Origin of the sequence: Roseovarius arcticus, assembly GCF_006125015.1 — a bacterium.
Taxonomy (GTDB): domain Bacteria; phylum Pseudomonadota; class Alphaproteobacteria; order Rhodobacterales; family Rhodobacteraceae; genus Roseovarius; species Roseovarius arcticus.
The window spans coordinates 3,267,811-3,289,092 of the sequence record NZ_SZZN01000001.1; the positions used below are offsets into that span (position 1 = coordinate 3,267,811).

The following is a 21,282-nucleotide window of genomic DNA, read 5'->3' on the forward strand; positions in this document are numbered from 1 at the left end:
CTTTTGCATTTTCAACTAGTGTCTTTTAGATCGTGCCACCGACCGACTGCCGTAGCATCCAGAGCATCCGTGTACATCTTAACCGGACCAGCGTGGCAATCGCCCTAGAGGTTTCACCGGTAGACGTCAGCTTGTCACTGGCCAGAACCTTTGGGATGTGCACAACGGCGCTGAGGGGCATTGCGAGCCCCCGTATGGCCCACTTCAGACGCTGCATGGGGTTGGTGCCGTTTAATTGATAGCCTTCGCGCGTCGTCCGGCGCCATTTTGCCTTCAGCGCTGGCCAGTCCTGCCGCGACGGGTGGCTGACACGCAGCCGGTCCTCGTAGATTAGGCTAAAACCATTGGCAACGGCGCGCATGGTCCATTCGCGGTCCTCCGAAACACCATTTACGAACCCGCCTATCACGTCGAAAACGTCACGACGCGTTAGCAGATTGCCGGTGCCTGAAAATCCCTGCACTTCGATGTATTTGCGGAAATTGAATGCAAACACAGCCTCAAACGCCTCGGCTCCGCTGCGCGGTGGTGGGGTTTCATCAAACACATCGACGCGCCCACCGATGAGGTCGCCGTTCGCGCTGACTGCGCGCCCCAGCGCAAGCCAATTCGGAGCCGGAACGCAATCCGCGTCGAGGAAAAACAGTCTGGGCGCCGTGGTCTCACTAACACCGCGATTTCGCGACGGTGCAGCCCCCTGATCGCGTTCGATGACAAAGCGCACCTGCGGGAATGCCGCGCGCACCCCGTCCAGCGATACTGGCGAGGCGTTGTCCACGACGACGATCTCGGTACCTTCGGTATCGTTCTGCATCAGCGCTGCAAGACAGCGCTCCAGTCGCAGGACATCGTTGTAATGAGGGATGATAACGGCATCGGCCGACCCCGCCTTAGTAGACGCCGTACTCATTTCCGTAAGCCCCGCTGATATAGCGGCATTTGTTCAAAACGACTCCCATTACGTTGGTGAGTTCAGACAATTGCCGCTCGGCTAGGTCGATATGGTCCATGCTAGTCTTCTCGGCGGCAACCAAAAGCAGAGCGCAATCGACGTTCTTTAGAAACCCGTGGCTGTCATCGCTGCCCATCAGCGGCGGCGTGTCGAACATGATGAGGTCGGGTTTGTATGTCGCCTCAATATGCTCCAGCGTCTCGACCATCTGCCGACTTTGCAGAATTTCCGACGGGTTGCGGGCTGCGACGTAATTCAAACCAAAGATGACGTTCTCACCATGGCGGACAGCATGGTCCTCGAACCGTACTTTGCCCTTTATCACATCGCCCATGCTGTTCTTGCCGGTCTGACCTAGCACTCCGGCCAGCCCCATACGGCGCATGTCGAAATCGATGACAAGGATGCGCAAATCGGTTTGCCGCCCAAGGCTGAACGCGAGATTGGCAGTCGACGTGCTTTTGCCCGCTCCGCTATACGGCGAGGTCAGTGCCAGACGTCGCCACCCGTTGCTGAGGGTCTGTTGCAGAACCTTTGTACGCAGCATGTCATAGGGCGCGGCGTCGTGCCCGCCAGCGTAGGACATCAAACGATTGCTTTTCACCGTTTTCGCATCGATGCTAATCTCTGGCAACGCTGTCCAGAGACCATCATCCGGCTCTTCTGCGACCAGCTGTTGGTCTTCGGTCAGTTGCAGCGGCTCGGACCGGGGATTGCGCGCAGCACGTTCCTGCCGGGCCTTTTGAATGGCCTGTTGAAGACGATCCATTACGCCTCTCCGCTATAGATCAGAAAACAAATGGCATGCATTACCAAAGTACCTCCAACTTGTTCATAACCTTTTCGGCAATCAGGTCCAGCGGTTCATAATAAGTGTGCACAGCCCAGATCCCCAGAGGCACTCCGATAACGATCGCTATAATCACCGACGCCCAAGCGACACGGTGTCTCATGCTTTCGCCGCGCGAGCGGATATAGGGGATCGTGGCAATCGGCCAGATCTCAAGCTTGCTAATCAGGTCCTCTGGGCGGCGGGGGCTGCGGTTCAGAAGCTCCAGAAGCACGACTAAGGCTAGCCCTAGCGCAATGCCAAAGAACATGCCGCCGCCTGCAACCATCAGCCGGTTCGGCTTGGCTGGGGCGCTGGGGACGGCTGGCTGTTCGATCACGGAAATACGCTGGCCTTGCGCTGTCGTCTCGATCCGCTCGCCGGTCGATGCCTGCGCCAGATTGCTAACCGCAGCGTTGTACTGCAGTTGAATATTGTCATGGTTGCGTTGCAACTCCGCCAAGGTGATGGCGTTCGCCGGCGTCTGTTCGATCGTGGCTGTCAGCTTGGCAAGGCGCTGCTCGGTGACGGACCTTTGATCCTCTAGCGCCTCAATCTGACTGTCGAGCTGGGAGAGTTGTATATCTAGCGTCGAATTGCCAGTCTGATCGGCGGGCTGGTCCGGGTTCGAGTTCTGTTCGGCCGCCACGATATCTTCCAGCTTCTTAACCCTTGCCTGAAGTATTATGATCCGCGGATTGCTGTCGGAATAGACCACTAGATCGTTGCTAAGCTGGGCCCGCAACTGCTCTAGTTGCTGCTCGGCTGGGGTCAGGTTTTGGCGAACGATGCCAACGACCTGTCCGGTCGAGTTGTAAATCTCCATCAGCTTTTCGCGCTGGCCTTTGAGAGAGAAAATCTGCTGGTCGAGCTGCTCCAGATTGGTCTGAAGCGCGCCCTGCTGCGCCTGCCGGAACTGAAGGCTGTCAGGAAGCGTGCCGGAATTCTCTTCCTTGAATTGCAAAATGCGGCCGCTGCGCCTGCCCAGTTCCTCGCTCAGGCGGTCCACTTCCTGCTGAAAGAACTCCAGCGTTCCAGTGGCGCGGTCCTTACGGTAGCTCACATCCAGTTTTTGGATCTCGGTTAGGTATTCGTTCAGCACTCCGGCTGCGGCCTTGCCGGACGGGGCTTCAAAGGTGATTGTCATCAGGCTGGCTTCATTGCGCCCCGCACTGATCCGGATCGCTGTTTGGTTTCGTAGCGCCTCGATAATCTGATCCGGGCTCGCATCGGCCTGATCGCGACGCACTTCGTACTTCTTCGCAATATCCAGCAGCACAGGCCGCGTCAGCAATCGCTGCTCAACGATCTGAAGCTGCTCTTGGGCGGGTGTTGTGACGGTGCTTGATGCCAGATTCGTAGGGATCTGCGGCGACTCGACGATAAGCCGCATCTGCGCCACGTAGGTTGGCGGCAACGTCAGCGCGAGAATGATCGAGACCGCCGACACAATCGTCGCAACGATCAGGAAATACGGCAGTCGTCTCAAAAATATAGAGGTATAATAGCGCGCTGGCCCCATCTCAGACTTTCGCCTCCTTTTTCAGAGAGTTACCGCCAAAAAATACGCCGTCCTCAATCACCTGGCGAACGATATCCTCGTCTACCGTACGGATTTCGTTGGTCCAAGCGTAAAGCAGCGCAAAATCGCAAAATTGGTTTATGAGCCTCGGGACGCCAGATGTCTTCTCAAATATCTGTTTGCAGGCCCCATCGGTGAATTCTTCGCCAGTGCCGCCAGCGGTTTTCAGGCGGTGGCGGATATAATCTGCGACGGTCGTCTCGTCCATCCGCTCCAAATGGAAGCTGGCAGCGACCCGTTGGGTCAACTGCGTCATTTTGGGGTCGAGGATCAGATCGCGCAATTCGGGCTGCCCTACCAACACAAGCTGGATCAACTCGTCAGTGTTTGAGTTGATGTTGGTTAGCATCCGCACCTCTTCCAGGCCTTCGACCGTCAGGTTTTGCGCCTCGTCAAAGATCAGCACGACCCTGCGTCCCTTGGCATACTGGCCAACCAGAAAATCCTCCAGCGCCTGGAACATTCTCACGTAGCTTGTGCCTTCCTCAAAAGGCACCCTCAGTGCGTTTAGCACCCACTGCAGCAACTCGCCGCGCCCACCCTGCGCGTTTGAGATCAGACCGACTGTAATCGACTCTTCCAACTCGCTCAGAAGGTATTGAATCAGGGTTGTCTTTCCAGCCCCGATTTCGCCAGTCAGCACGGTGATCGGCGCACATGTCATTATTCCGTACTCTAATACAGAATAGCCACGCCTGTGCAGTGGCGACCAATACAGGAATCCTGGATCCGGAAGAAGTGTGAACGGACGCCGATCAAACTGGAAAAAATCTAGATAAAATCCATTACTGGTGGACATGGTGACGTGGAAACCTCCCACCCGAACAAAACCAAACTTTGGTCCTTCGGGGATTGCCGAAACATGAACCCAGAATTACCGATGAAAAATACACTGTATTCATTGCCTTGAAGCGCGCCTTGCTGCGCCGAAAGAGCACCCTCAATCTATTTGACCACGAGGTCAAGCTTGGCAAGCATTTTACCCGCCTCAGTGGACGAATTAAAGGCCACAAATGAGGCAATTTGAACGGTTTTCTCACACTGTTTCTTATGCGTCGTCAATAGGTCGCTGGCTCAACTAAAAGGCGAGCGGCGCTATACAGCTTATGCGTGTGTCAGGTAGCGAATCTACGTAACCAGATCAAACTTATAGGAAAATTAACAGACTCGTGGCCGAGACCGATGTAGTATTGGTGTTATCCTTTACGATCCGAAGTTAAATTTCTTCTATCTTTCAAATGGTTAGTCAAATTTCCGCCTAATCCAACACTTAATTTCAGCGCGGCGATTCGCCGTTGATTGGTACTAACTACGCCTACCGAGCAGAGCTAATCGGCCGGAAACAAGGCCGTGCAAGAGTAACGAGGAACTTTTTGTGCCGCTGGGACTTAGGACAGTGTTATGCCAAATCAAACAGAAGAATTCTCCGGCGCTAACGCTGACCGCTCTGCAAAAGGAATTTTGCCGACTCTTCCGGGGCGTGCTTGCGTTTATAGAAAGTTTGGCAAGCGTCTTTTTGATATTAGTTTTGTTTTATTGGCCGCGCCGATCATAGTGCCAATCACGCTGGCTCTTGCACTCATTCTTGTCTGCCGGGGTATCGCGCCTTTTTATCGTCAGCGGCGGATCGGCCGGAACGGCAAGGTTTTCTATCTGCTCAAGCTGCGCACAATGGTTCGCGATGCCGATGCCGTTCTGGAGCGGCATCTGGCGGAAAATCCTGATGCCCGCGCTGAGTGGGAGCGAAATCAAAAGCTGCGGCAAGATCCACGGATAACCAAAGGTGGAACATTTTTGCGCAAATCCTCTCTGGATGAGCTGCCACAGTTCTGGAACGTTCTGACCGGCGAGATGTCTTTGATTGGCCCGCGTCCGATCATGGTCTGCCAGAAGGATCTTTACCCCGGCAACCGCTACTACAAAATGCTACCGGGCATCTCAGGCACATGGCAGATCTCCAAGCGTAACAATTCGTCATTTTCCGACCGGGCGTTTTATGACAACGCTTACTGGCAAGAGATGTCGCTATCGACCGACTTTTTGATCCTCTACCGAACCGTTTTCGTTGTCATTCGAGGAACGGGTTGTTGACACGCGGTATTTGGCGCATTCAGGTCACTTGATGTGATTTTGTATATGAGTACCGCGGGAAGGCTATGATGGTTCGGACTGGTATCTTGAGCGGCGCGCGCATGTTCGCCGCCGTACTTGCGGCTTTGGTGCTGCTGACAGCCTGCGACTCGGCAGAAGAGCGCGCTGAGGAACACTTCCAATCTGGAATGGCTTTTGTCGAGGCGGGTGACATTGACCGCGCTCTGATCGAATTCCGTAACGTGTTCAAACTGAACGGCAATCACAAGGAAGCGCGCCTCACTTACGCCCGGATTGAGCGCGAGCGCGGAAACATTCCTGCGTCCTTTGGCCAATTTCTGCGCCTTATCGAACAAGACCCAGACAATTTGGAAGGCCGCCGTGCCCTTGCCGAAATGGCACTGGAAACCGGCAATTGGGAAGAGTTGGAGCGCCACGGCGCCGCGGCGGCCGAGCTTGCACCTGATGATCTGGAAATTCAGGCCCTTAACAATTCTTTGGCCTACTCCCAGTCTATCAAAAGCGGCAATATCGCTGCGTCACGTCTCGTGGTGCAGAAGTCCCGCGACCTTATACAGGCCGACCCCGGCCTCATGAACGCTCGGCGCACCCTTATCGATTATCTGGTACGCAGCCGGGATTGGGACGATGCGCTAGACGAAATCGACGCGGCGCTGGCCTTGGACCCCAACACGAGCGGTCTCTATGCGGTTCGTCTGAGCATCCTGCAGGAACTGAATCGGCCAAGCGATGTTGAAGCCCAGCTTTTGCAGATGACCCAGCTTTTTCCCGGCGACGAGGGCGTGAAACAGCTGCTCATGCAGCATTACATTGATCACGAGGATCTGGACGCTGCCGAACGGTTTCTACGTAAAGAGGCGGCGACTGCCTCCGAAGATTTCATGCCCGTGCAGCGGCTGACTGTTTTTCTGGACCAGTATCGCGGATCCGCTGTCGCGATCTCGGAATTGGATAAGGTCATCGCGCAGGGCGGCCCCAGCACGGAACGGATGAGGGCGATGCGCGCGGTGCTAAAATTCCGCGCCGGAGATACCGATACCGCGATCACCGAGATGAGAGCCCTGTTAAAAGATGCCGAACGTTCTATCACGACCCGCGAAATCGAGGTGGAATTTGCCCGCTTGCTGTTTCAGGCGGGCAAACCGGACGAGGCGCGCGCCCTTGTCGAGGCAATGCTGGTCGAGGATCCTACGCAGGTTGATGCGCTCAAATTCAAGGCCGCTTGGCTGATAGAAGAGGATCAGACTGGCGACGCGATCGTTCTTTTGCGCAACGCCCTTGGACAGGCACCGCGCGATCCGCAACTGATGACCCTCATGGCACAGGCGCATGAGCGCAATGGCGATCGCGCATTGATGGGCGAGATGCTGGCTTTGGCGGTCGAAATTTCGCTGAATGCAGCGCCCGAATCGCTGCGCTATGCCCAATACCTCATCACAGAGGGCAATCAGACTGTTGCGGAAAGAGTTCTGATCGATGCTCTGCGTCTGTCACCGCAGAATCGCGAATTGCTGGCAGCGCTTGGCGAACTTTATCTACAGACCCAAGATTGGCCTCGGCTTGATTCCGTGATTCGCACAATCAGCAGTCTGGATGACAGCAACGCCGTGGCCATGGCCAATCAGCTAAAGTCCAAGATGCTTTCTGCGCAGGAGCGTACCGGCGATCTGACCGAATTTCTGACCCAGCTGGCAGATGATCCCGAATTTGAGGTGTCCGCCGAGCTTGCCCTCGTCCGCTCCGAACTGGCGCAGGGAGAGGTGAAGAGCGCTTTGGACCGTCTGGACGAATTGCTAGAGGCGAGTCCCGACTCGCTGCCCCTCCGCTTTGTAAAAGCGCATACGATGAACATAGATGGAAACCCGGATGAGGCGGAAACCCTCTATCGGGCGATCCTTGGGGATCATCCCGATGCGGTGGCTGTGTGGGCAGCCCTGCGTGAGCTGAAAGTTGAGCAGGGAGACATGGATGCGGCGCAATCTGTGCTGGACGACGCGCTCGCGAAACTGCCGAAAGATCTAAATTTGCTAATGATGCAGGCGTCCGAATACGAACGCACCGGGCAGCTGGACAACGCCATTGACGTCTATGAGAAGCTCTATGCCATCGATAGCAGGGCCTTGGTGGTTGCGAACAACCTCGCTAGCCTGCTGACGACACACCGCACCGATGACGAAAGCCTGGAGCGGGCCTATGCGCTGGCCCGGCGCCTGAAGAATACGCGCGTTGCCGCTTATCAGGACACATATGGCTGGGTCGCTTATCGGTTGGGTAATTATGAGGACGCGCTGCGCTATCTCAAATCCGCAGCCGACGCCCTGCCCCAAGAACCACTGGTTTTCTATCATCTAGCAAAAACCTATGTTGCGCTGGAACGCATTGACGACGCGCTAGTGGCCTACCAGACAGCCCTAGACGTGTCAGGGAGTGCCGAGTCGCCTACAAAGCTCACCACGGAGTTGAAGTCGGAAATCGAACGTTTGTCGGCGGAGCCTGAAGTATCTCAATAAGTGCCGCACAAGATGACACGCGGCGGCTTAAAACCGCCGTATTCCTGCGCAAAAACAAGCAACCGCGGCAATTCTGCCGCATATCGCGGAATGCGCGATAGCAGAGGATTGTTTCGCAACACGCGAAATGCCAGATTATCAGAAAAAAGGAAGAGAGACAGATGCGCATGATGTTTAAATCACTCGTTCTCCTCGCGATTGCGATGGCCTTTGGCACGGCATCCGGGGCCTTGGCGCAGAGTTCCTACAAGATCCAACCGGGCGATGCGCTTCAGGTTGAGGTGCTTGAGGATCCCAATCTTAACCGCACAGTTCTGGTTCTGCCCGACGGGTCGATCAGCTTTCCGCTTGTAGGCTCGATCAAGGCGTCCGGTCGATCAATTGATTCGCTCAGCTCTTCGTTGGCGTCGGGACTGGCATCTAACTTCAACACACAGCCAACCGTCTTCGTATCGCTTCAGGCGCTTGCGCCGCCGCCCGTTGCCACCGTCCCCGTTCCGGTCGTCGGGCCAACGGTGGATGTCTACGTGATGGGTGAGGTGGTCGCGCAGGGCAAGATCGCCGCTGCCGAAGGGACTACGTTGCTCCAGATTCTCGCCGAAGCTGGGGGCCTGACCAGGTTCGCCGCTCGCAAGCGCATCGAATTGCGCCGCGAAGACCGCGCAACGGGCAATGTCCGCAAGTACCTCTACAACTACGATGGCACGGGCGTGAGCATCCGGGGTAATACCGTCCTCGGAGCTGGTGACGTCATCGTCGTACCGGCACGCCGATTGTTTGAATAGGGGACGCTGGGGTGGCCATATTCTTGAACAGGCTGTCCTTCCTGCTGATCGGCGGAACGGTCTGTAGCGTTGCACTGGCCCCGGCGATTGGGCAGCAGGCAATGTTGCAGCCGATCGCCGGGCAGCCATCTGGCCAATCCGGCCTGACAGGCAGGTCAGTATCACCCGTCCTGGCCCCCCAGCCCACGACCGGTGCAGCGGGCACAGGGTCCGGCGTGTCTATCACGCTCGATTATCTGTCGACGCTCCGATACGATGAAAACCTCGGCTTGGACGATCCCTCGCTTGGTTCGACATCGCGCTGGGAAAACACGCTTGCGCTTGGCGTTATAAACCAGACGCCGATTTCCACGCTGACCTTTAATCTGTCAGGGCTGCACCGGCTCTCGGATCAACCGACAATCGGCGGCAATGCTGAATTCAACGATCCAGCGGCGCGCCTGAGCTATACGCGCAACACCGGCAACAGTTCGATTGCTGCGCTGGCGGAATATCGTGAAACCGACCTGACCTTTAACCAGACCCTCACTGACATTAATCAGGACGGCATCATTGATAACGCCGACATTGTCATCGACCGCGGCACCCGTGCCTCGTCTCGCGCCGGTCTGACATGGCAAACTGGCATCAATGATCCACTGGGGTTCATCTTTAACTATAACCGCCGCGAACGAGACTATCAGAACACCAACGATCCTGGTCTCTTTGACAATCTGATCAACGATTACACACTGACCGCCCTCTTGCGCCTGTCTCCGGTCCTGCAGGGGAACGTTCGCGTCAGATATACCGACTACACGGCCGAGGATGTGCCCGGGACAGATCGTCAGACCACAACACTAACCACTGGCGTGACGTATGATGCCTCGGCAGTGACCAAGGTCGATGCAAGTGTCGGCGTGACACAGGTCGACGAAACACTCAGTGCCGTACCTTCAAACACGACCGACGAAGACTTCGTCGCCTCCTTTGCCGTGACGCGTGATATGCCGAATGGCACAGCCACCGCACTGATCGACCGGACCTTTGGCACCAATGGCGACCGCACAAATGCCACTGTTGGGCGGGCACTTCTGCTTCCGACTGGTACGCTCGATTTCAATATCGGCGCATCCTATGGCGCCTCTGGGAACACGACGGCGATCGGGGATATCACGTATGTTCACACGCTACCTAGTTCGCAGGTCACCGCATCGCTCCGGCGCCAGGTAGGCACCAGCACTCAGAGTGTGGAAACAAAGCAGACGCTGGCCAGTCTCGATTATGACTATCTCATAAATCCGCTTTCAAGCGTCACGCTTGGCGTCGCGTACGTCGATCAGCAAAACGAAGGCTCCGGCTCCACCAACCGCCGCCAGCGGTCCAACTTCAACGCTGCCTATAACCGTGTGCTGACAGAGAACTGGAGCATGACGGTCGGATATCAGTACAGCTATAACGACGACAACGGACCGGGCACCGCTGATAGTAATGCCGTTTATGTGACCTTGGGTCGGCAGTTTCTCCTAAAGCCCTGATTTAGCAGCGTTTAAGGCAACACCTAGACCGGATAGCGCGCCGCACTACATAAGGTGGCTCGGGGATAGGCCGTATCCGGCTTGACCCCGCAGCGCTTTTCATATCACGGTGCAGGCTTCTCATCCCGACCAAAGAGCTCGACAATGCAGAGTAACAGCACAGTTTCCGCGCCCATGCGGCACGCCCTGCCTGGGTTAAATGTTTCCGGATTGGCGCTGTTTTTGCTTTTGCTGGCTGGATCAGTGCCGATCTTCTGGATCGGGCTCGTTTCGCTGGGCGAGGCGTGGAGCACGCCGGAATACAGTCACGGGCCGATCATACTGGTGGTGTCACTCTATCTTTTTCTGCGCGAGTTGCGACACGCACCCTTGCCTCGGCCGGATATAACTGACCGCTGGCCCGGCGTGGCCGTGATCGCACTGTCACTGGTGGTTGCCTTGCTGGGCAACCTTGCCCGCATTCCTGATATTGTTACCTATGCGATGATTATCTGGGTCGGCGGCGTCGTATTGACTGTCTTTGGCTGGGAACGTGGCCGCCAGCATCAGCTGCCAGTGCTGCATCTGGTGTTCATGCTGCCCCTGCCGCAATTTGTCTATTGGAAGCTGACGATCCTGCTGCAGTGGGTATCGTCGGAAATCGGCGTCTGGTTCGTCCAATTGGCCGGCGTTGCCGTGTTCATTGAAGGCAACATTATTGATCTCGGCGTATACAAGCTTCAGGTGGCCGAGGCCTGCTCAGGGCTCCAGTACCTGTTCCCGATCCTCAGCTTTTCCTACTTGTTTGCGATCCTTTATCGCGGGCCGATGTGGCACAAGGCGGTCCTGTTGTTGTCGGCAGCGCCGATAACGGTCCTGATGAATTCCTTCCGGATCGGCGTGATCGGCGTGTTGGTTGACCGGTACGGTATCGAACAGGCCGAAGGCTTCATGCATTTCTTTGAGGGCTGGGTGATTTTCGTGCTGTGCGTGGCCATCCTGTTTGGAGTGGCCATCGGATTACAGCGACTGACGCGCGAGCCAAAGAGCCTGGCAGAAGTAATCGACCTCGATTTTCAGGGCTTTGGCCATATTGGTGGGCGTGTCTTTGGAATTCTGCCTGCGCGGGCGCTCGCTGCCGCAGCGCTGCTGACCGTCGCGGTCTCGGCAGTCTGGGTGCTGAAAGCAAGTCCTGAGGTCGAGCGCGTTGAACGCGATCCCTTCGCGATTTTCCCGCGCCAAATCGGCGAATGGTCGGGATCGACCGCCCGGCTAGACCCGCAAGTGGAGCGCACGCTGGGCGCGAGCGACTACCTCAACGCCAGTTTCATCAACACCGGGTCTGGCGATGTCGTGAACATCTTTGTCGCTTTCTATGACAAGCAAACCGACGGTGACGGCATCCATTCGCCCGAAGTGTGCCTGCCCGTCGGAGGCTGGGAGATTTTCCGCCTAGAGCCATATACCCTTACCCCCGGCGACACGCCCTACGGCAGGTTCACAGTGAACCGGGCGATCATCCAGAAAGAGCTGTCCAAGCAGCTGGTCTACTACTGGTTTGAGCAACGCGGCAAACGCATGGTCAATGACTTTCGCGCGAAGCTGAGCGTCGTCGTCGACGGCTTCACCATGGGACGCACCGACGGCGCGCTTGTGCGTTTCGTTACTCCGATTTTACCGGGTGAAACCGACGCGGATGCCGACGCAAGGCTCCAAGGCTTCATGGATGATGCACTGGATCGTCTACCCCGTTTCGTCCCGGAGTAGAGCTTTTCAACCCTTCCAGGCCTTTTGGTAGGCTGCGATCAGCGCTGGCACCTGATAGGGCCACGCCATCTCAGCCTCGACCCGCTCAAGTCCATAGCGCCCCATCTGGGCGCGGCGGGCGTCGTCCGCCAGCAACTCGGCTATTTTCTCGGCCATATCCACCGGATCGTTAGGGCGGGCGTAAAGCGATGCATCCTGCGCCGAATATCGCCCTTCGGTCACGTCGAACTGCACGATAGGCTTTTCAAACGCCATGTATTCCAAGATTTTGTTCATGGTGGATTTGTCATTCATCTCGTTCACCCGGTCCGGGTTCACGCAAACATCTGCTGTCGACAAAATCTCAAAGAGCTCATCATCTGGCGCGCGCCCGGCAAAGGTGACGAACTCGGCCAGCCCCATTTCTTCGGACTGCTCTTGCAATTTTTTGAGGCTTGGTCCGCCGCCCACGAGGCAGAACTGGATATCGTCGCGCCCCATGGTCCCGACCAAATGCGCGACCGAGTCCAGCAACAGATCAATCCCCTCCTGATCCCCCATGACGCCGACATATCCCACCATGTAGCGCCGCCCGCGCCGCCACGCCGGATTTTCTGGCATGCGTTTCAGCCGCGACAGATCAGGCCCCGAGCGTACGATAAACACGTTCTCGGGCGCCATGCCGCCGCGCTCGATGGCGATCTTGCGATAGCTTTCGTTGGTCGCGATGGACACCCGCGCCGATGCGAAAGTCAGGCGTTCGAACGTGCGCATCAGCTTCCAGAAAAATCCGCGCTTGCCGAATTTGGCCTCATATAGCTCAGGGTTGATATCGTGATGGTCGAACAGATACCGCACACCCAACAGCTTGAAGGGCAGCGCCACGAGAAAGATCAGGTCGGGCGGGTTGCAGCCGTGGATGACGTGAAAGCCGCGCGTCATCTTGATCCGCAGCGCCAGCCAACTCTCCCAAAAAAGCGCGGCACCATATTCCAGCAAGTACCCCATCGCCCCGCTGGCATCCAGCGGCAGCGGATGGCGATAGACGCGAATGCCGTCCTCCTCCCAGAGGCGTTCCTCATGCCCCTTGCCGGTGGGACAGATGATTGAAACTACCGCCCCTGCCGCCGCGAGGGTGCGTGCCTCCATCCAGACGCGCCGGTCAAAGGGGACTGGCAGGTTTTCAACCACGATCAGCGTCTTCAGCCCTGCCAAAGGCTGCGTCTGGCGCAATTCATCCAGTGTGACCGCCTGTGCGGGCCCGGCGTCTGCGCCCCGTTCAATCATATTCATACGTACGCAAAACTTCGGCTTCGCCCAAATCCAGCCCTTTAATAATCGAGTTTGATGCGACCACCAGATCCCACGGCCCCGCTTCAGCGGTGGCTTTATCCACCAGCAGTTCCCCGACGTTTGGCAGGAAGGCAAAGATGTAACCAAGGTTCTGACCGCGCAGGTCCTCCGGCTTGATCGCGGGATCATAGACTGACAGCTGGTAGCCGCCCTGCAACAGCCGCCGGGCGATGTCTACATTCGGACTTTCGCGCAAATCGTCGGTTTGAGCCTTGAAGGCCAGTCCGACCATCAGAACTCTGCCGCCCTTTGGCAGTTTCGCAATGATGTCCTGCGCTTGATAGGTCTTGTGGGCCTCATTGCTCTGCACAAGGCTGTCGATCAGATGTGTATATGCGCCGATCTCACTTGCCATATGCTGGAGTGCACGCACGTCCTTGGGCAGACACGACCCGCCAAAGGCGCCGCCGGGGCGGGTATAATAAGCTGAAATGTTGAGCTTGGTGTCGGATACAAAAATCTCGTGCACCTTCTTGGCCGAAATGCCCATCCGGTGACACACCCTGCCCATCTCGTTGGCAAAGACTATTTTGGCGGCGTGCCAGCTGTTGTCGACAAACTTGGTGATCTCGGCCTCCTCGTAGCCGGTATTAAACACTGGCGCGTCTAGGCCCTCATTCAGCTTGTCCATCACCTTTGATCGCTTGCCATCGCGGGTGCCGATCACGATCTTTGGCGGTGCAAAGAAGTCGTTAACCGCGCTTCCCTCGCGCAGAAATTCGGGGTCATAGACGATCTCGACCGCCGCATCGGTCTGCGCGCCCAGACGAGACTGGAAAATCGGCTCGACAAGCTGCCTGACCGTGCCGGGCCGAAAGGTCGAACGATACGTGACAGTCAGCGGCTCTGTCCGGCCAGTCCCGAGGCAATCTGCAATTTGCTCGGTGACTTTGGCGATATAGCCCATGTCGTGAGAGCCGTCGATCGAGCTGGGCGTGCCGACGCAAACGATCGCAAGATCGACATCCACCAAGTCTGAAATTTCGGTTTGCGCCCGGATCAAACCCTTTTCAAGCGCGGTCGTCAAAAGCGCGTCGACCTGCGGCTCTTTGATCGGGGAGTGGCCCGAATTAATTTCATTCACCTTGTCGGCATTGACGTCAATGCCAATAACCTCATGGCCTTCGCGAGCAAGGCAACATGCCGCCGTAAAACCCACGTACCCAAGCCCGTATATAACTATTTTCATTTCGTCACGTCACATTGTGGATCGGCGTATTTCCACCGAAATTAATGCAACCTACGCGGTACTCGTCATCCTTACGCATATAGAAACCAGTTCCTTAGACCATTTCTAGCTTAACCGTCAAAGTGTGCGGAACATTCCGGCACTGAAAGTAGTTGGTGTGCTTTGAAAGCTAAACAGATAAATTACTCGTTAAGATTAGCAGCGGGCCATGCCTATTGCTAGCGTGTCGATTCTCAGGGTAATAGTTTGGAGTGTACAAGATGGGAAGCAAACTGTGCTGATTGAAACCTTTTCCTCTATTCGGAAAGACCGTACGTGAAGCGCACCCCAAAGCTCGATCCCACACCAAGCAAATTCAGTCGAAGCTCGTCGCTCGCCCTAGGGGCGGTGACACTTCTTGCCTCCGGCGTTTTTCGCCAGGGGCTTGGCGTCGTCACTTTGGCCGTCACCGCGCGAATGCTGCGGCCCGAGGATTTCGGCATCATTGCGTACTTCCTGATTTTTGTGGCCCTGTTGGAAATGATCCAGCGACAGATTTCGATGGTTTTGATCCGTCTCGATGCAGTCTCAAACGAGCATATTCAGACAGTCTTCACGTTGCAGGTCCTTTTCGGGGTGCTCGCCGCTGGTCTTATCTGGGCGTCAGCGCCGGTGATGGCGCTCTTCGGCATCCCCGAACTTGTCGAAATCCTTCCGGCCGTATCGGCTATCTCGCTACTGATCGCCCTGCGAAACCCGCGATTTCTTCTCTATGAGCGAGGCCTGAGGTTTTCGCTCGCAGCGGCGGAAGAGACACTAAACCGTATGGTGTATGCGGCGGTAGCCATATATCTGGCTTGGCTGTGGCGGGATTTCTGGGCGATCGTCGTTGCCACCTTCGCGGGGATTGCGATGCGAAACCTCTGGACATTCATAACCGCGCCGATGACGCCCAAGCTGTCTCTTTCACGGTGGCGCGACAGCCTTGCCTTCTCGTCTTGGGCGATCGGCGCTCAGCTCTCGCAGTTTTTCGCCAACAGCGTCCCGCAGATATTGATCGGCGCCGCGCTGGGGCTGGCTGATGCTGGCATTTTTCGTGTCGGCAGCCGTATTATCGACACTATGACGACGCAGCTCTTCGCGCCTCTGCAGCGGGTGATCTATCCTGGCCTCGCGGATCTGGCGCGCTCCAGTGATCGCAAGAAAGAGGCTTTCATCACTCTCAACGCACTTTTGCTGACCATCGTATTGCCCCTCAGTATCGGAAGTGCCCTGATTGCTGAGGACGCCATCCTTTTCGGCTTGGGCTTCAAATGGATCGCGGCAGCACAGGTGATCTGGGTATTAGCTCCATTTAAGGCCTTGGAAACCCTGCAGGCGAATGTGCGTGCGGCCAGCTATATCGAAGGCTCGACCCAGTCTCTTTTCATGCGCAATGCGCTGCTTTTAGTGCTGGTCTGCCTGTTCATGTGGGTTGGAACCCAGTTCGGCTTTAATGGTGCCCTAGCCGCCGTTGCACTATCGAGCTTCGCCGCGCTGGTCATCACGCTGATCCTTGCCAAAGCATTCGGGAATGGCGGCTTATTCGAGCCTCTCACGGTCGCCTGGCGTAGCTTTGCCGCCTGCGCGCTGATGGTGGCGGCCGTGATCGCTGCAGATCAAATAATGCGGTCGGGGGAAGATGTGCCACGCCTCCTTGTCATCGTCTCGGCGAAGGTAGGGGTGGGGGCCGTCGTCTACACGACCACGCATATTGCCCTGTGGCGCTGGACCGGGCGACCCGAGGGATTGGAAACGCTGCTCCTTTCGCTGACGTCCCGCTTGCGTGGTCGGTGGGCGCGCAAGCGGCCATGAAGCTGAGTCCCTGAAGCGGTCTGGAAACTACTGTCTCGATGGAGGAAAGACCAGTCATGCACTATCCTCTGATCGGAATTACTCCAGTTGCTGTGATCCCCGAAAACGCCCTCGTTTTTGGTTAGAGTTTTCCGTTAGATTTTCCTTGGCTGGGAGAGGAGCGGAAGGGCATGAAGGCATCGAAGTTCACGGACGTGCAGAAGGCGTTCATCATCAAGCAGGGCGAACAGGGCACGACGGCTGCTGAGATCTGCCGCAAGGCGGGGGTCAGCTCGGCGACATACTTCAATTGGAAGAAGAATTACGCAGGCCTGCTGCCAACGGACATGAAGCGGCTGCGCGAGCTGGAGGACGAGAATTCTCGGCGAAAGAAGATCGTGGCTGATTTGGCCTTGGACAAGGAAATGCTTCAGGACGTGTTGAAGCGAAAGCTCTAAGGCCTGCTCGGGAAACGAACGCTGGTTGACGAGATCAGAACCGATTGGCGGGTGTCGATCCGGCGGGCTTGCGCGCTGATCCGGTTCGACCCTCGGACCTATCGGTACAGGTTCCGCTGACCCGATCAGGCCGCGATAGAACAGTGGATCAAAGAGATTTGTCAGACGCGGGTACGATTTGGATATCGCCGTGTGCATGTCCTGCTGCGGCGTGAGGGCTGGGACATCAACGCCAAGAAGACCTATAGGATTTACAAGGAGTTGGATATGCAGCTGCGCAACAAGACGCCCAAGCGGCGCGTGAAAGCCAAGCTGCGCGAGGATCGTAAGGACGCGGTTTATCCCAATGATGTCTGGGCGATGGACTTCGTGCATGACCAGCTGGCGACGGGGCGAAAGATCCGCATTCTGACAGTGGTCGACATCTTCTCACGCTACGTCCCTGTTCTGGATGCCAGGTTTAGCTAAAAGGGTGAGAACGTCGTTTCCACACTGGACCGAGTGTGCCGTCAGATCGGCTACCCGAAAACCATTCGGGTCGACAACGTCCTATGCGCGGAATAACTGGCTGATTTGGCATCAGGTCATTGTCGTATCGAGGTGCCTCGACACGTTCAGAAAATGCCTCAGTTTGGCGATTTGGTCAACGACAGTCTCTCCCATAACAAACACAGAGTACGCTTTTGCGGCTCTCACCGTCCTTAAGACGAGATCATCGGGTCGCTAACACAGAAGGCCTAAACATTATCTACGAGGTCAGATGTCTGCCTCCACGGCCCTTACAGAGAAAGGTCCTTCTGTGATCAATCACCCCTCAAAGAAGGGGCGATAGGGTTCTCCGTGCTTGATGATCCCGTGAACGGTTCGGGCCATTTTGGCGGCGATTGCGGAATACGCCTTGCGGCGCAAATGGGTGTTGTGGCGATCTTTGGCGATGTAGCGTTCGAACTTGTCCCGGAAGCTGTTAGTCCTCTGTAAAATGGCAACCTGTCAAGCCATCCAGAGGGTGCGGCGCAGGCGGGCATTCCCGTATTTTGACAACTTGGTTTGGCCACGGAAGGTGCCGGACTGGATTGTAGCAAGGTCCATTCCGCAGAACTTCAAGAACTGCCGGTGGTGTCCAAAGCGGCGCAAGTCGCCAGCTTCTGCCAGGATGGTCAGGGCGTTGATCGGGCCGATCCCAGATATTGATGTCAGCAACTGATAGTCAGGCAGATCTTTGAGAAGCGCGACGGCGCGATCTTCGATTTGATTGCGTTGCGCAATGAGACTGCGGCCTTCCCCAAGAACCAAGCGGAACTGAGACCCGGCTATGACCACCTGCTGCGCTATTTGAGGGCTGCGCAGGTGGCCATAGCCTCTCAATCAGCGTCATTCCGAATGTGTTATGGCAGCGAATTTATCTCGCGAGATATGGATCTGTGGGCCTATCAAAGGAACGTCACCCTCGACTTCTCACGCCCCGGCAAACCAACAGAGAACGCCTACATCTAGGCCTTCAATGGTACGTTCCGCGCCGAGTGTCTGAACGCTCATTGGTTCATGGGCCTTGAAGATACGGCCGAAAAGTTGGAGGCTTGGCGTGTAGACTACAACGAAGAACGACCGCACAGTGCAATAGGGAACAAAGTCCCGGCAGCGCTGATGAAATTACCGGACGCATCCAGCCCGTCTGTGTGATCAAAGTGCGGAAAATCTAGCCCCAACCGGGGACACTTTGGGTAGCACAGCAAACCTGAACGGAGCTAACTCATAAACGAGGACCCCCAGGGGAGCAGGTCTCTAGTCTTTCCGTGTTAACTATGTCTCTCGACAATGACATGCAAATGCAACGACGTTGTGAGAACTAGATATCAGACCTCCATCCGTATGAAGGCAAGCTGGCCAGCAACTACTTGACGGAAATGGCGTGCTCGATCAAATGCCTCAGGGCGTCTCTGAATTAAGCTCATTAGGCTCCAGAACGATGCCCGACTGAGGTTGAACAGAAGCAATATCAGCCAAGCACTGACGGCAGCTAGGCGCCCACCATGCTTTGCATGTAAACGCACCATAGCATCGGTGAGCAGAAGATCACGGCGATGGTTAAGCTTGGAGGCCGAAGCGCTGCCGTAATGTATGATTTCACCCACCGGCGCGAAGACCAACCGACAACCTGCCATGCGAATCCGTCGACACCAGTCGGTCTCTTCGCCAAAAAAGAAAAAACTCTCATCGAGCGGACCTACCTGCTCCAACACCGTGTTGCGCACCATAAGATAGCAGCCTGTGATACTATCGACGTCGCGTTCGCTGTCACGCTGCCAATCCATCATCTGATAGCGGCCGAGGAAACGTGGCCAAGGCAGTTTGCACAGCCCGGAGGTTTGTAAAGTCAAATTGATCAGGCTGGGCCACATTGAACAGGTTCGTTGCATGGTGCGGTCGGGATTTAGAACCCGACATCCCATAGCACCCACATCTGGATGGGAGTTAAGGTATCTTACGGAAGCGGCCAGCACGTCGCCCAAAACAATCGTGTCGGAATTGAGCATTAGGACATACCGCCCAATAGCAACTTCAAAACCTTGATTATTAGCAGCGGCAAAGCCCCGATTTCGCAGGTTTCGGATAAGCAGAACTCCGGGAAATTCCCGCGCCACCATATCAGCCGATCCGTCTTCCGATGCATTGTCAATAACGATAATTTGCATCCTTATCGCGCCACAGTTATTGAACACAGAATGGAGCACCTGGTGCAGCAGACTGACCGTATTCCAGTTGACTATGACGACTGACAGTTCAGGCACAGCTCGTGAAGCATCGTTCACGGTTCCTCCTTTGCTCGCGCAGCTAATATTTCGTGATATTGGTTTATCATCTCTGCCGCCCTGTCGTCCCAACTACCGAAGGATTTTAGGCGTTTGCGCGCTCCGGCTCCTAGAGCAATACATTTTCTTGGGTCACCCGCGAGATCACGAATGGCAGCCGCGATATCGCTAGAAAACTGTCCCGGCGCCTTGACGGCCAATCGGATGCCGCAACTTTCGTCGATGATAAAATCCGGACCTCCCCGGGAGGCCGCGATAACCGCAAGCCCATGAGCCATAGCTTCAAAAAAAACGCCGCCCATAGGTTCTCGAAAGCTTGGAAAGCAAAATACGTCAGCCTTTGCATACTCCTCTTCGACGGCCCCCCGCGATATGCGCCCCAAAAAGGTGATTTGGTCTGTCACGCCCAAACGTTCCGCTTCGGCCTTACAAGCGCTAAGGTCCTCTCCATCTCCAGCACTGGTCAAACGAACGCCGGGCAGGTCGCGTAACTGCGCCATCGCCCGCACTACATCACGTAGTCCTTTGGTGCGTACGACTCGTCCAACGTGAAGAAGGTTCAAGCGACCAGGTTCAGGGTAACGCACCCGTTCGGGAGGAAAGGTGTCATATCCCCTTTCAAGTGTCGCGTGAAAACGTTGGATGGGTATAGACCTTAACTCACCAGCGACATAAGGGGCCACTCCCAGAACCAAGTCGGCCCCAGCATAACTGGCCCTAAGCCAAGGATCGTGACGCAGTCGAAAATGGTCCAAGGCACGCAGTCGCGAAGCAAACGAGGTGCTTTGTCGAACTTCGTCACGAAAGCCTGTTGGGGTATTGAGCGCGCCACCCAAAGGTCCGACCACATAGGGAATGCCTGACCCACGCAAAGCAGTGGCATAACGCATTGCTTGAGGCAGGAGTTGGTGTCCAATGTCGAAGGTTTCGCCGCGAGCCCGTGCTCTGCGCATCCATCGACGAACCTGCAAATTAAAAAATGGCAAAGACGGCTTGGCCAGTGCATTGAATCTTTCGAACTTCTTATAAAGAAAAGCCGGTTCTGGCCAAGTTATCACACGTGCCGCAGGAAGCTGTAGGGCCAGTGGAACCGCGCCGATCCGCGCCGTCGCAAGAACCGTTACGTCGGCCTGCCGCGACAATGCCTCTGTCCAGTTGAAAGCCCATTCGACTTCGCCGATATCGTTGCCGTCGAGTGACGGCGCGACAATCAAAAGTCGCAGTCTAGGATTGAACGATTCAAGCATGCTCGTCGGATAACACCATATCAGCGAAAAAACTATACTATTCCATAACATAGTGTGAGCTAAGGTGTACGCAAGAACTTAATGAAGACGAACCTTTGTTGGTTGGGTCACGCCCCATTGATCCGTTTATTGGGCCGCGGATTTCACCATGAACCCGGCATTGGCACACCTCATTTTCCCTCAGTGGCCGCCAAAATACTGTTATGATACCGTGAAATCGCGCTCGCTGCGACCTTCATGTTCTAATTTTATTAATCAACAAGTTTAAAGACAAATTTCTTTCACACTCCTTCTCGTAATGCTGCCTTTCATAAACGATGTCAGACGGCAAGATCTGGCCTGCACCACGTTGGGAAACTGATGGTTGCCACCACTGTAATCACGCGAGACCTCACCAGATT

The 21,282-nt window shown here is 55.9% G+C and carries 14 protein-coding genes and 3 pseudogenes; 8 read left to right on the forward strand and 9 right to left on the reverse strand.

The window, feature by feature from the left end; genetic code table 11:
• Nucleotides 1-25: 25 nt before the first annotated feature.
• Genes MK6180000_RS15725 through MK6180000_RS15740 form a run of 4 tightly spaced genes read right to left on the reverse strand, consistent with a single transcriptional unit; the run spans nt 26 to nt 4,027 of the window.
• Nucleotides 26-910: a glycosyltransferase family 2 protein gene (locus tag MK6180000_RS15725; protein WP_138935586.1), complete on the reverse strand. Its 885-nt coding sequence runs from the start codon at nt 908-910 to the stop codon at nt 26-28.
• Nucleotides 891-1,721: a CpsD/CapB family tyrosine-protein kinase gene (locus MK6180000_RS15730; protein WP_138935587.1), complete on the reverse strand. Its 831-nt coding sequence runs from the start codon at nt 1,719-1,721 to the stop codon at nt 891-893. Before MK6180000_RS15730 ends, MK6180000_RS15725 begins: the two co-directional genes overlap by 20 nt.
• 40 nt (nt 1,722-1,761) lie before the next feature.
• Nucleotides 1,762-3,303 carry a GumC family protein gene (locus tag MK6180000_RS15735; protein WP_138935588.1) on the reverse strand — a complete coding sequence of 514 codons (1,542 nt, stop codon included), beginning with the start codon at nt 3,301-3,303 and terminating at the stop codon, nt 1,762-1,764.
• A gap of 1 nt (nt 3,304) precedes the next feature.
• On the reverse strand, nt 3,305-4,027 hold the full coding sequence (locus MK6180000_RS15740) for an ExeA family protein (RefSeq protein WP_246040549.1): 723 nt from the start codon (nt 4,025-4,027) through the stop codon (nt 3,305-3,307).
• A 737-nt stretch (nt 4,028-4,764) separates the two neighbouring features.
• Here MK6180000_RS15740 and MK6180000_RS15745 point away from each other — a divergent pair.
• The 5 genes from MK6180000_RS15745 (at nt 4,765) to xrtD (ending at nt 12,033) form a co-directional block, all read left to right on the forward strand.
• Nucleotides 4,765-5,454: a sugar transferase gene (locus MK6180000_RS15745; protein ID WP_138935590.1), complete on the forward strand. Its 690-nt coding sequence runs from the start codon at nt 4,765-4,767 to the stop codon at nt 5,452-5,454.
• Between the two features lie 65 nt (nt 5,455-5,519).
• Nucleotides 5,520-7,985 (forward strand): tetratricopeptide repeat protein, encoded by a 2,466-nt coding sequence (locus tag MK6180000_RS15750; RefSeq protein WP_138935591.1) that lies wholly within the window; start codon nt 5,520-5,522, stop codon nt 7,983-7,985.
• A 161-nt stretch (nt 7,986-8,146) separates the two neighbouring features.
• Nucleotides 8,147-8,770 (forward strand): polysaccharide biosynthesis/export family protein, encoded by a 624-nt coding sequence (locus MK6180000_RS15755; RefSeq protein ID WP_138935592.1) that lies wholly within the window; start codon nt 8,147-8,149, stop codon nt 8,768-8,770.
• Between the two features lie 11 nt (nt 8,771-8,781).
• Nucleotides 8,782-10,287: a hypothetical protein gene (locus tag MK6180000_RS15760; RefSeq protein ID WP_138935593.1), complete on the forward strand. Its 1,506-nt coding sequence runs from the start codon at nt 8,782-8,784 to the stop codon at nt 10,285-10,287.
• A 144-nt stretch (nt 10,288-10,431) separates the two neighbouring features.
• Nucleotides 10,432-12,033 (forward strand): VPLPA-CTERM-specific exosortase XrtD, encoded by a 1,602-nt coding sequence (gene xrtD, locus MK6180000_RS15765; protein ID WP_246040550.1) that lies wholly within the window; start codon nt 10,432-10,434, stop codon nt 12,031-12,033.
• A gap of 6 nt (nt 12,034-12,039) precedes the next feature.
• Here xrtD and MK6180000_RS15770 read toward each other — a convergent pair whose 3' ends face one another.
• The gene (locus tag MK6180000_RS15770) at nt 12,040-13,305 is read right to left on the reverse strand and encodes a glycosyltransferase family 4 protein (RefSeq protein WP_246040551.1); all 1,266 of its coding nucleotides are present in this window, start codon (nt 13,303-13,305) and stop codon (nt 12,040-12,042) included.
• On the reverse strand, nt 13,292-14,554 hold the full coding sequence (locus MK6180000_RS15775) for a nucleotide sugar dehydrogenase (protein WP_138935594.1): 1,263 nt from the start codon (nt 14,552-14,554) through the stop codon (nt 13,292-13,294). Before MK6180000_RS15775 ends, MK6180000_RS15770 begins: the two co-directional genes overlap by 14 nt.
• Nucleotides 14,555-14,869: 315 nt before the next feature.
• Between MK6180000_RS15775 and MK6180000_RS15780 the strand changes: the two genes are divergently transcribed.
• Nucleotides 14,870-16,387 carry an oligosaccharide flippase family protein gene (locus tag MK6180000_RS15780; protein ID WP_138935595.1) on the forward strand — a complete coding sequence of 506 codons (1,518 nt, stop codon included), beginning with the start codon at nt 14,870-14,872 and terminating at the stop codon, nt 16,385-16,387.
• A gap of 170 nt (nt 16,388-16,557) precedes the next feature.
• Nucleotides 16,558-17,367: pseudogene (locus MK6180000_RS15785) on the forward strand (IS3 family transposase); the annotation flags it as partial.
• A 264-nt stretch (nt 17,368-17,631) separates the two neighbouring features.
• On the opposite strand, the pseudogene MK6180000_RS15790 reads toward MK6180000_RS15785, so the two are convergent.
• Nucleotides 17,632-18,123, reverse strand: a pseudogene (locus MK6180000_RS15790) (transposase); the annotation flags it as partial.
• A gap of 84 nt (nt 18,124-18,207) precedes the next feature.
• Here MK6180000_RS15790 and MK6180000_RS15795 point away from each other — a divergent pair.
• Nucleotides 18,208-18,504 (forward strand): annotated as a pseudogene (locus MK6180000_RS15795) (integrase core domain-containing protein); the annotation flags it as partial.
• A 173-nt stretch (nt 18,505-18,677) separates the two neighbouring features.
• Here the strand turns inward: MK6180000_RS15795 and MK6180000_RS15800 are convergent.
• Both MK6180000_RS15800 and MK6180000_RS15805 read right to left on the reverse strand, forming a co-directional pair.
• The gene (locus MK6180000_RS15800; protein WP_246040552.1) at nt 18,678-19,634 is read right to left on the reverse strand and encodes a glycosyltransferase family 2 protein; all 957 of its coding nucleotides are present in this window, start codon (nt 19,632-19,634) and stop codon (nt 18,678-18,680) included.
• A complete protein-coding gene (locus MK6180000_RS15805) occupies nt 19,631-20,881 on the reverse strand; it encodes a glycosyltransferase family 4 protein (protein WP_138935596.1) in 1,251 nt (416 codons plus the stop codon). The genes MK6180000_RS15800 and MK6180000_RS15805 overlap by 4 nt, the downstream gene beginning before the upstream one ends.
• Nucleotides 20,882-21,282 lie beyond the last annotated feature (401 nt).

Coding starts and splice junctions, on each gene's coding strand:
- MK6180000_RS15725 (WP_138935586.1), bottom strand. CDS start 910: ATGAGTACGGCGTCTACTAAGGCGGGGTCGGCCGATGCCGTTATCATC.
- MK6180000_RS15730 (WP_138935587.1), bottom strand. CDS start 1,721: ATGGATCGTCTTCAACAGGCCATTCAAAAGGCCCGGCAGGAACGTGCT.
- MK6180000_RS15735 (WP_138935588.1), bottom strand. CDS start 3,303: ATGGGGCCAGCGCGCTATTATACCTCTATATTTTTGAGACGACTGCCG.
- MK6180000_RS15740 (WP_246040549.1), bottom strand. CDS start 4,027: ATGACATGTGCGCCGATCACCGTGCTGACTGGCGAAATCGGGGCTGGA.
- MK6180000_RS15745 (WP_138935590.1), top strand. CDS start 4,765: ATGCCAAATCAAACAGAAGAATTCTCCGGCGCTAACGCTGACCGCTCT.
- MK6180000_RS15750 (WP_138935591.1), top strand. CDS start 5,520: ATGATGGTTCGGACTGGTATCTTGAGCGGCGCGCGCATGTTCGCCGCC.
- MK6180000_RS15755 (WP_138935592.1), top strand. CDS start 8,147: ATGCGCATGATGTTTAAATCACTCGTTCTCCTCGCGATTGCGATGGCC.
- xrtD (WP_246040550.1), top strand. CDS start 10,432: ATGCAGAGTAACAGCACAGTTTCCGCGCCCATGCGGCACGCCCTGCCT.
- MK6180000_RS15770 (WP_246040551.1), bottom strand. CDS start 13,305: ATGAATATGATTGAACGGGGCGCAGACGCCGGGCCCGCACAGGCGGTC.
- MK6180000_RS15775 (WP_138935594.1), bottom strand. CDS start 14,554: ATGAAAATAGTTATATACGGGCTTGGGTACGTGGGTTTTACGGCGGCA.
- MK6180000_RS15805 (WP_138935596.1), bottom strand. CDS start 20,881: ATGCTTGAATCGTTCAATCCTAGACTGCGACTTTTGATTGTCGCGCCG.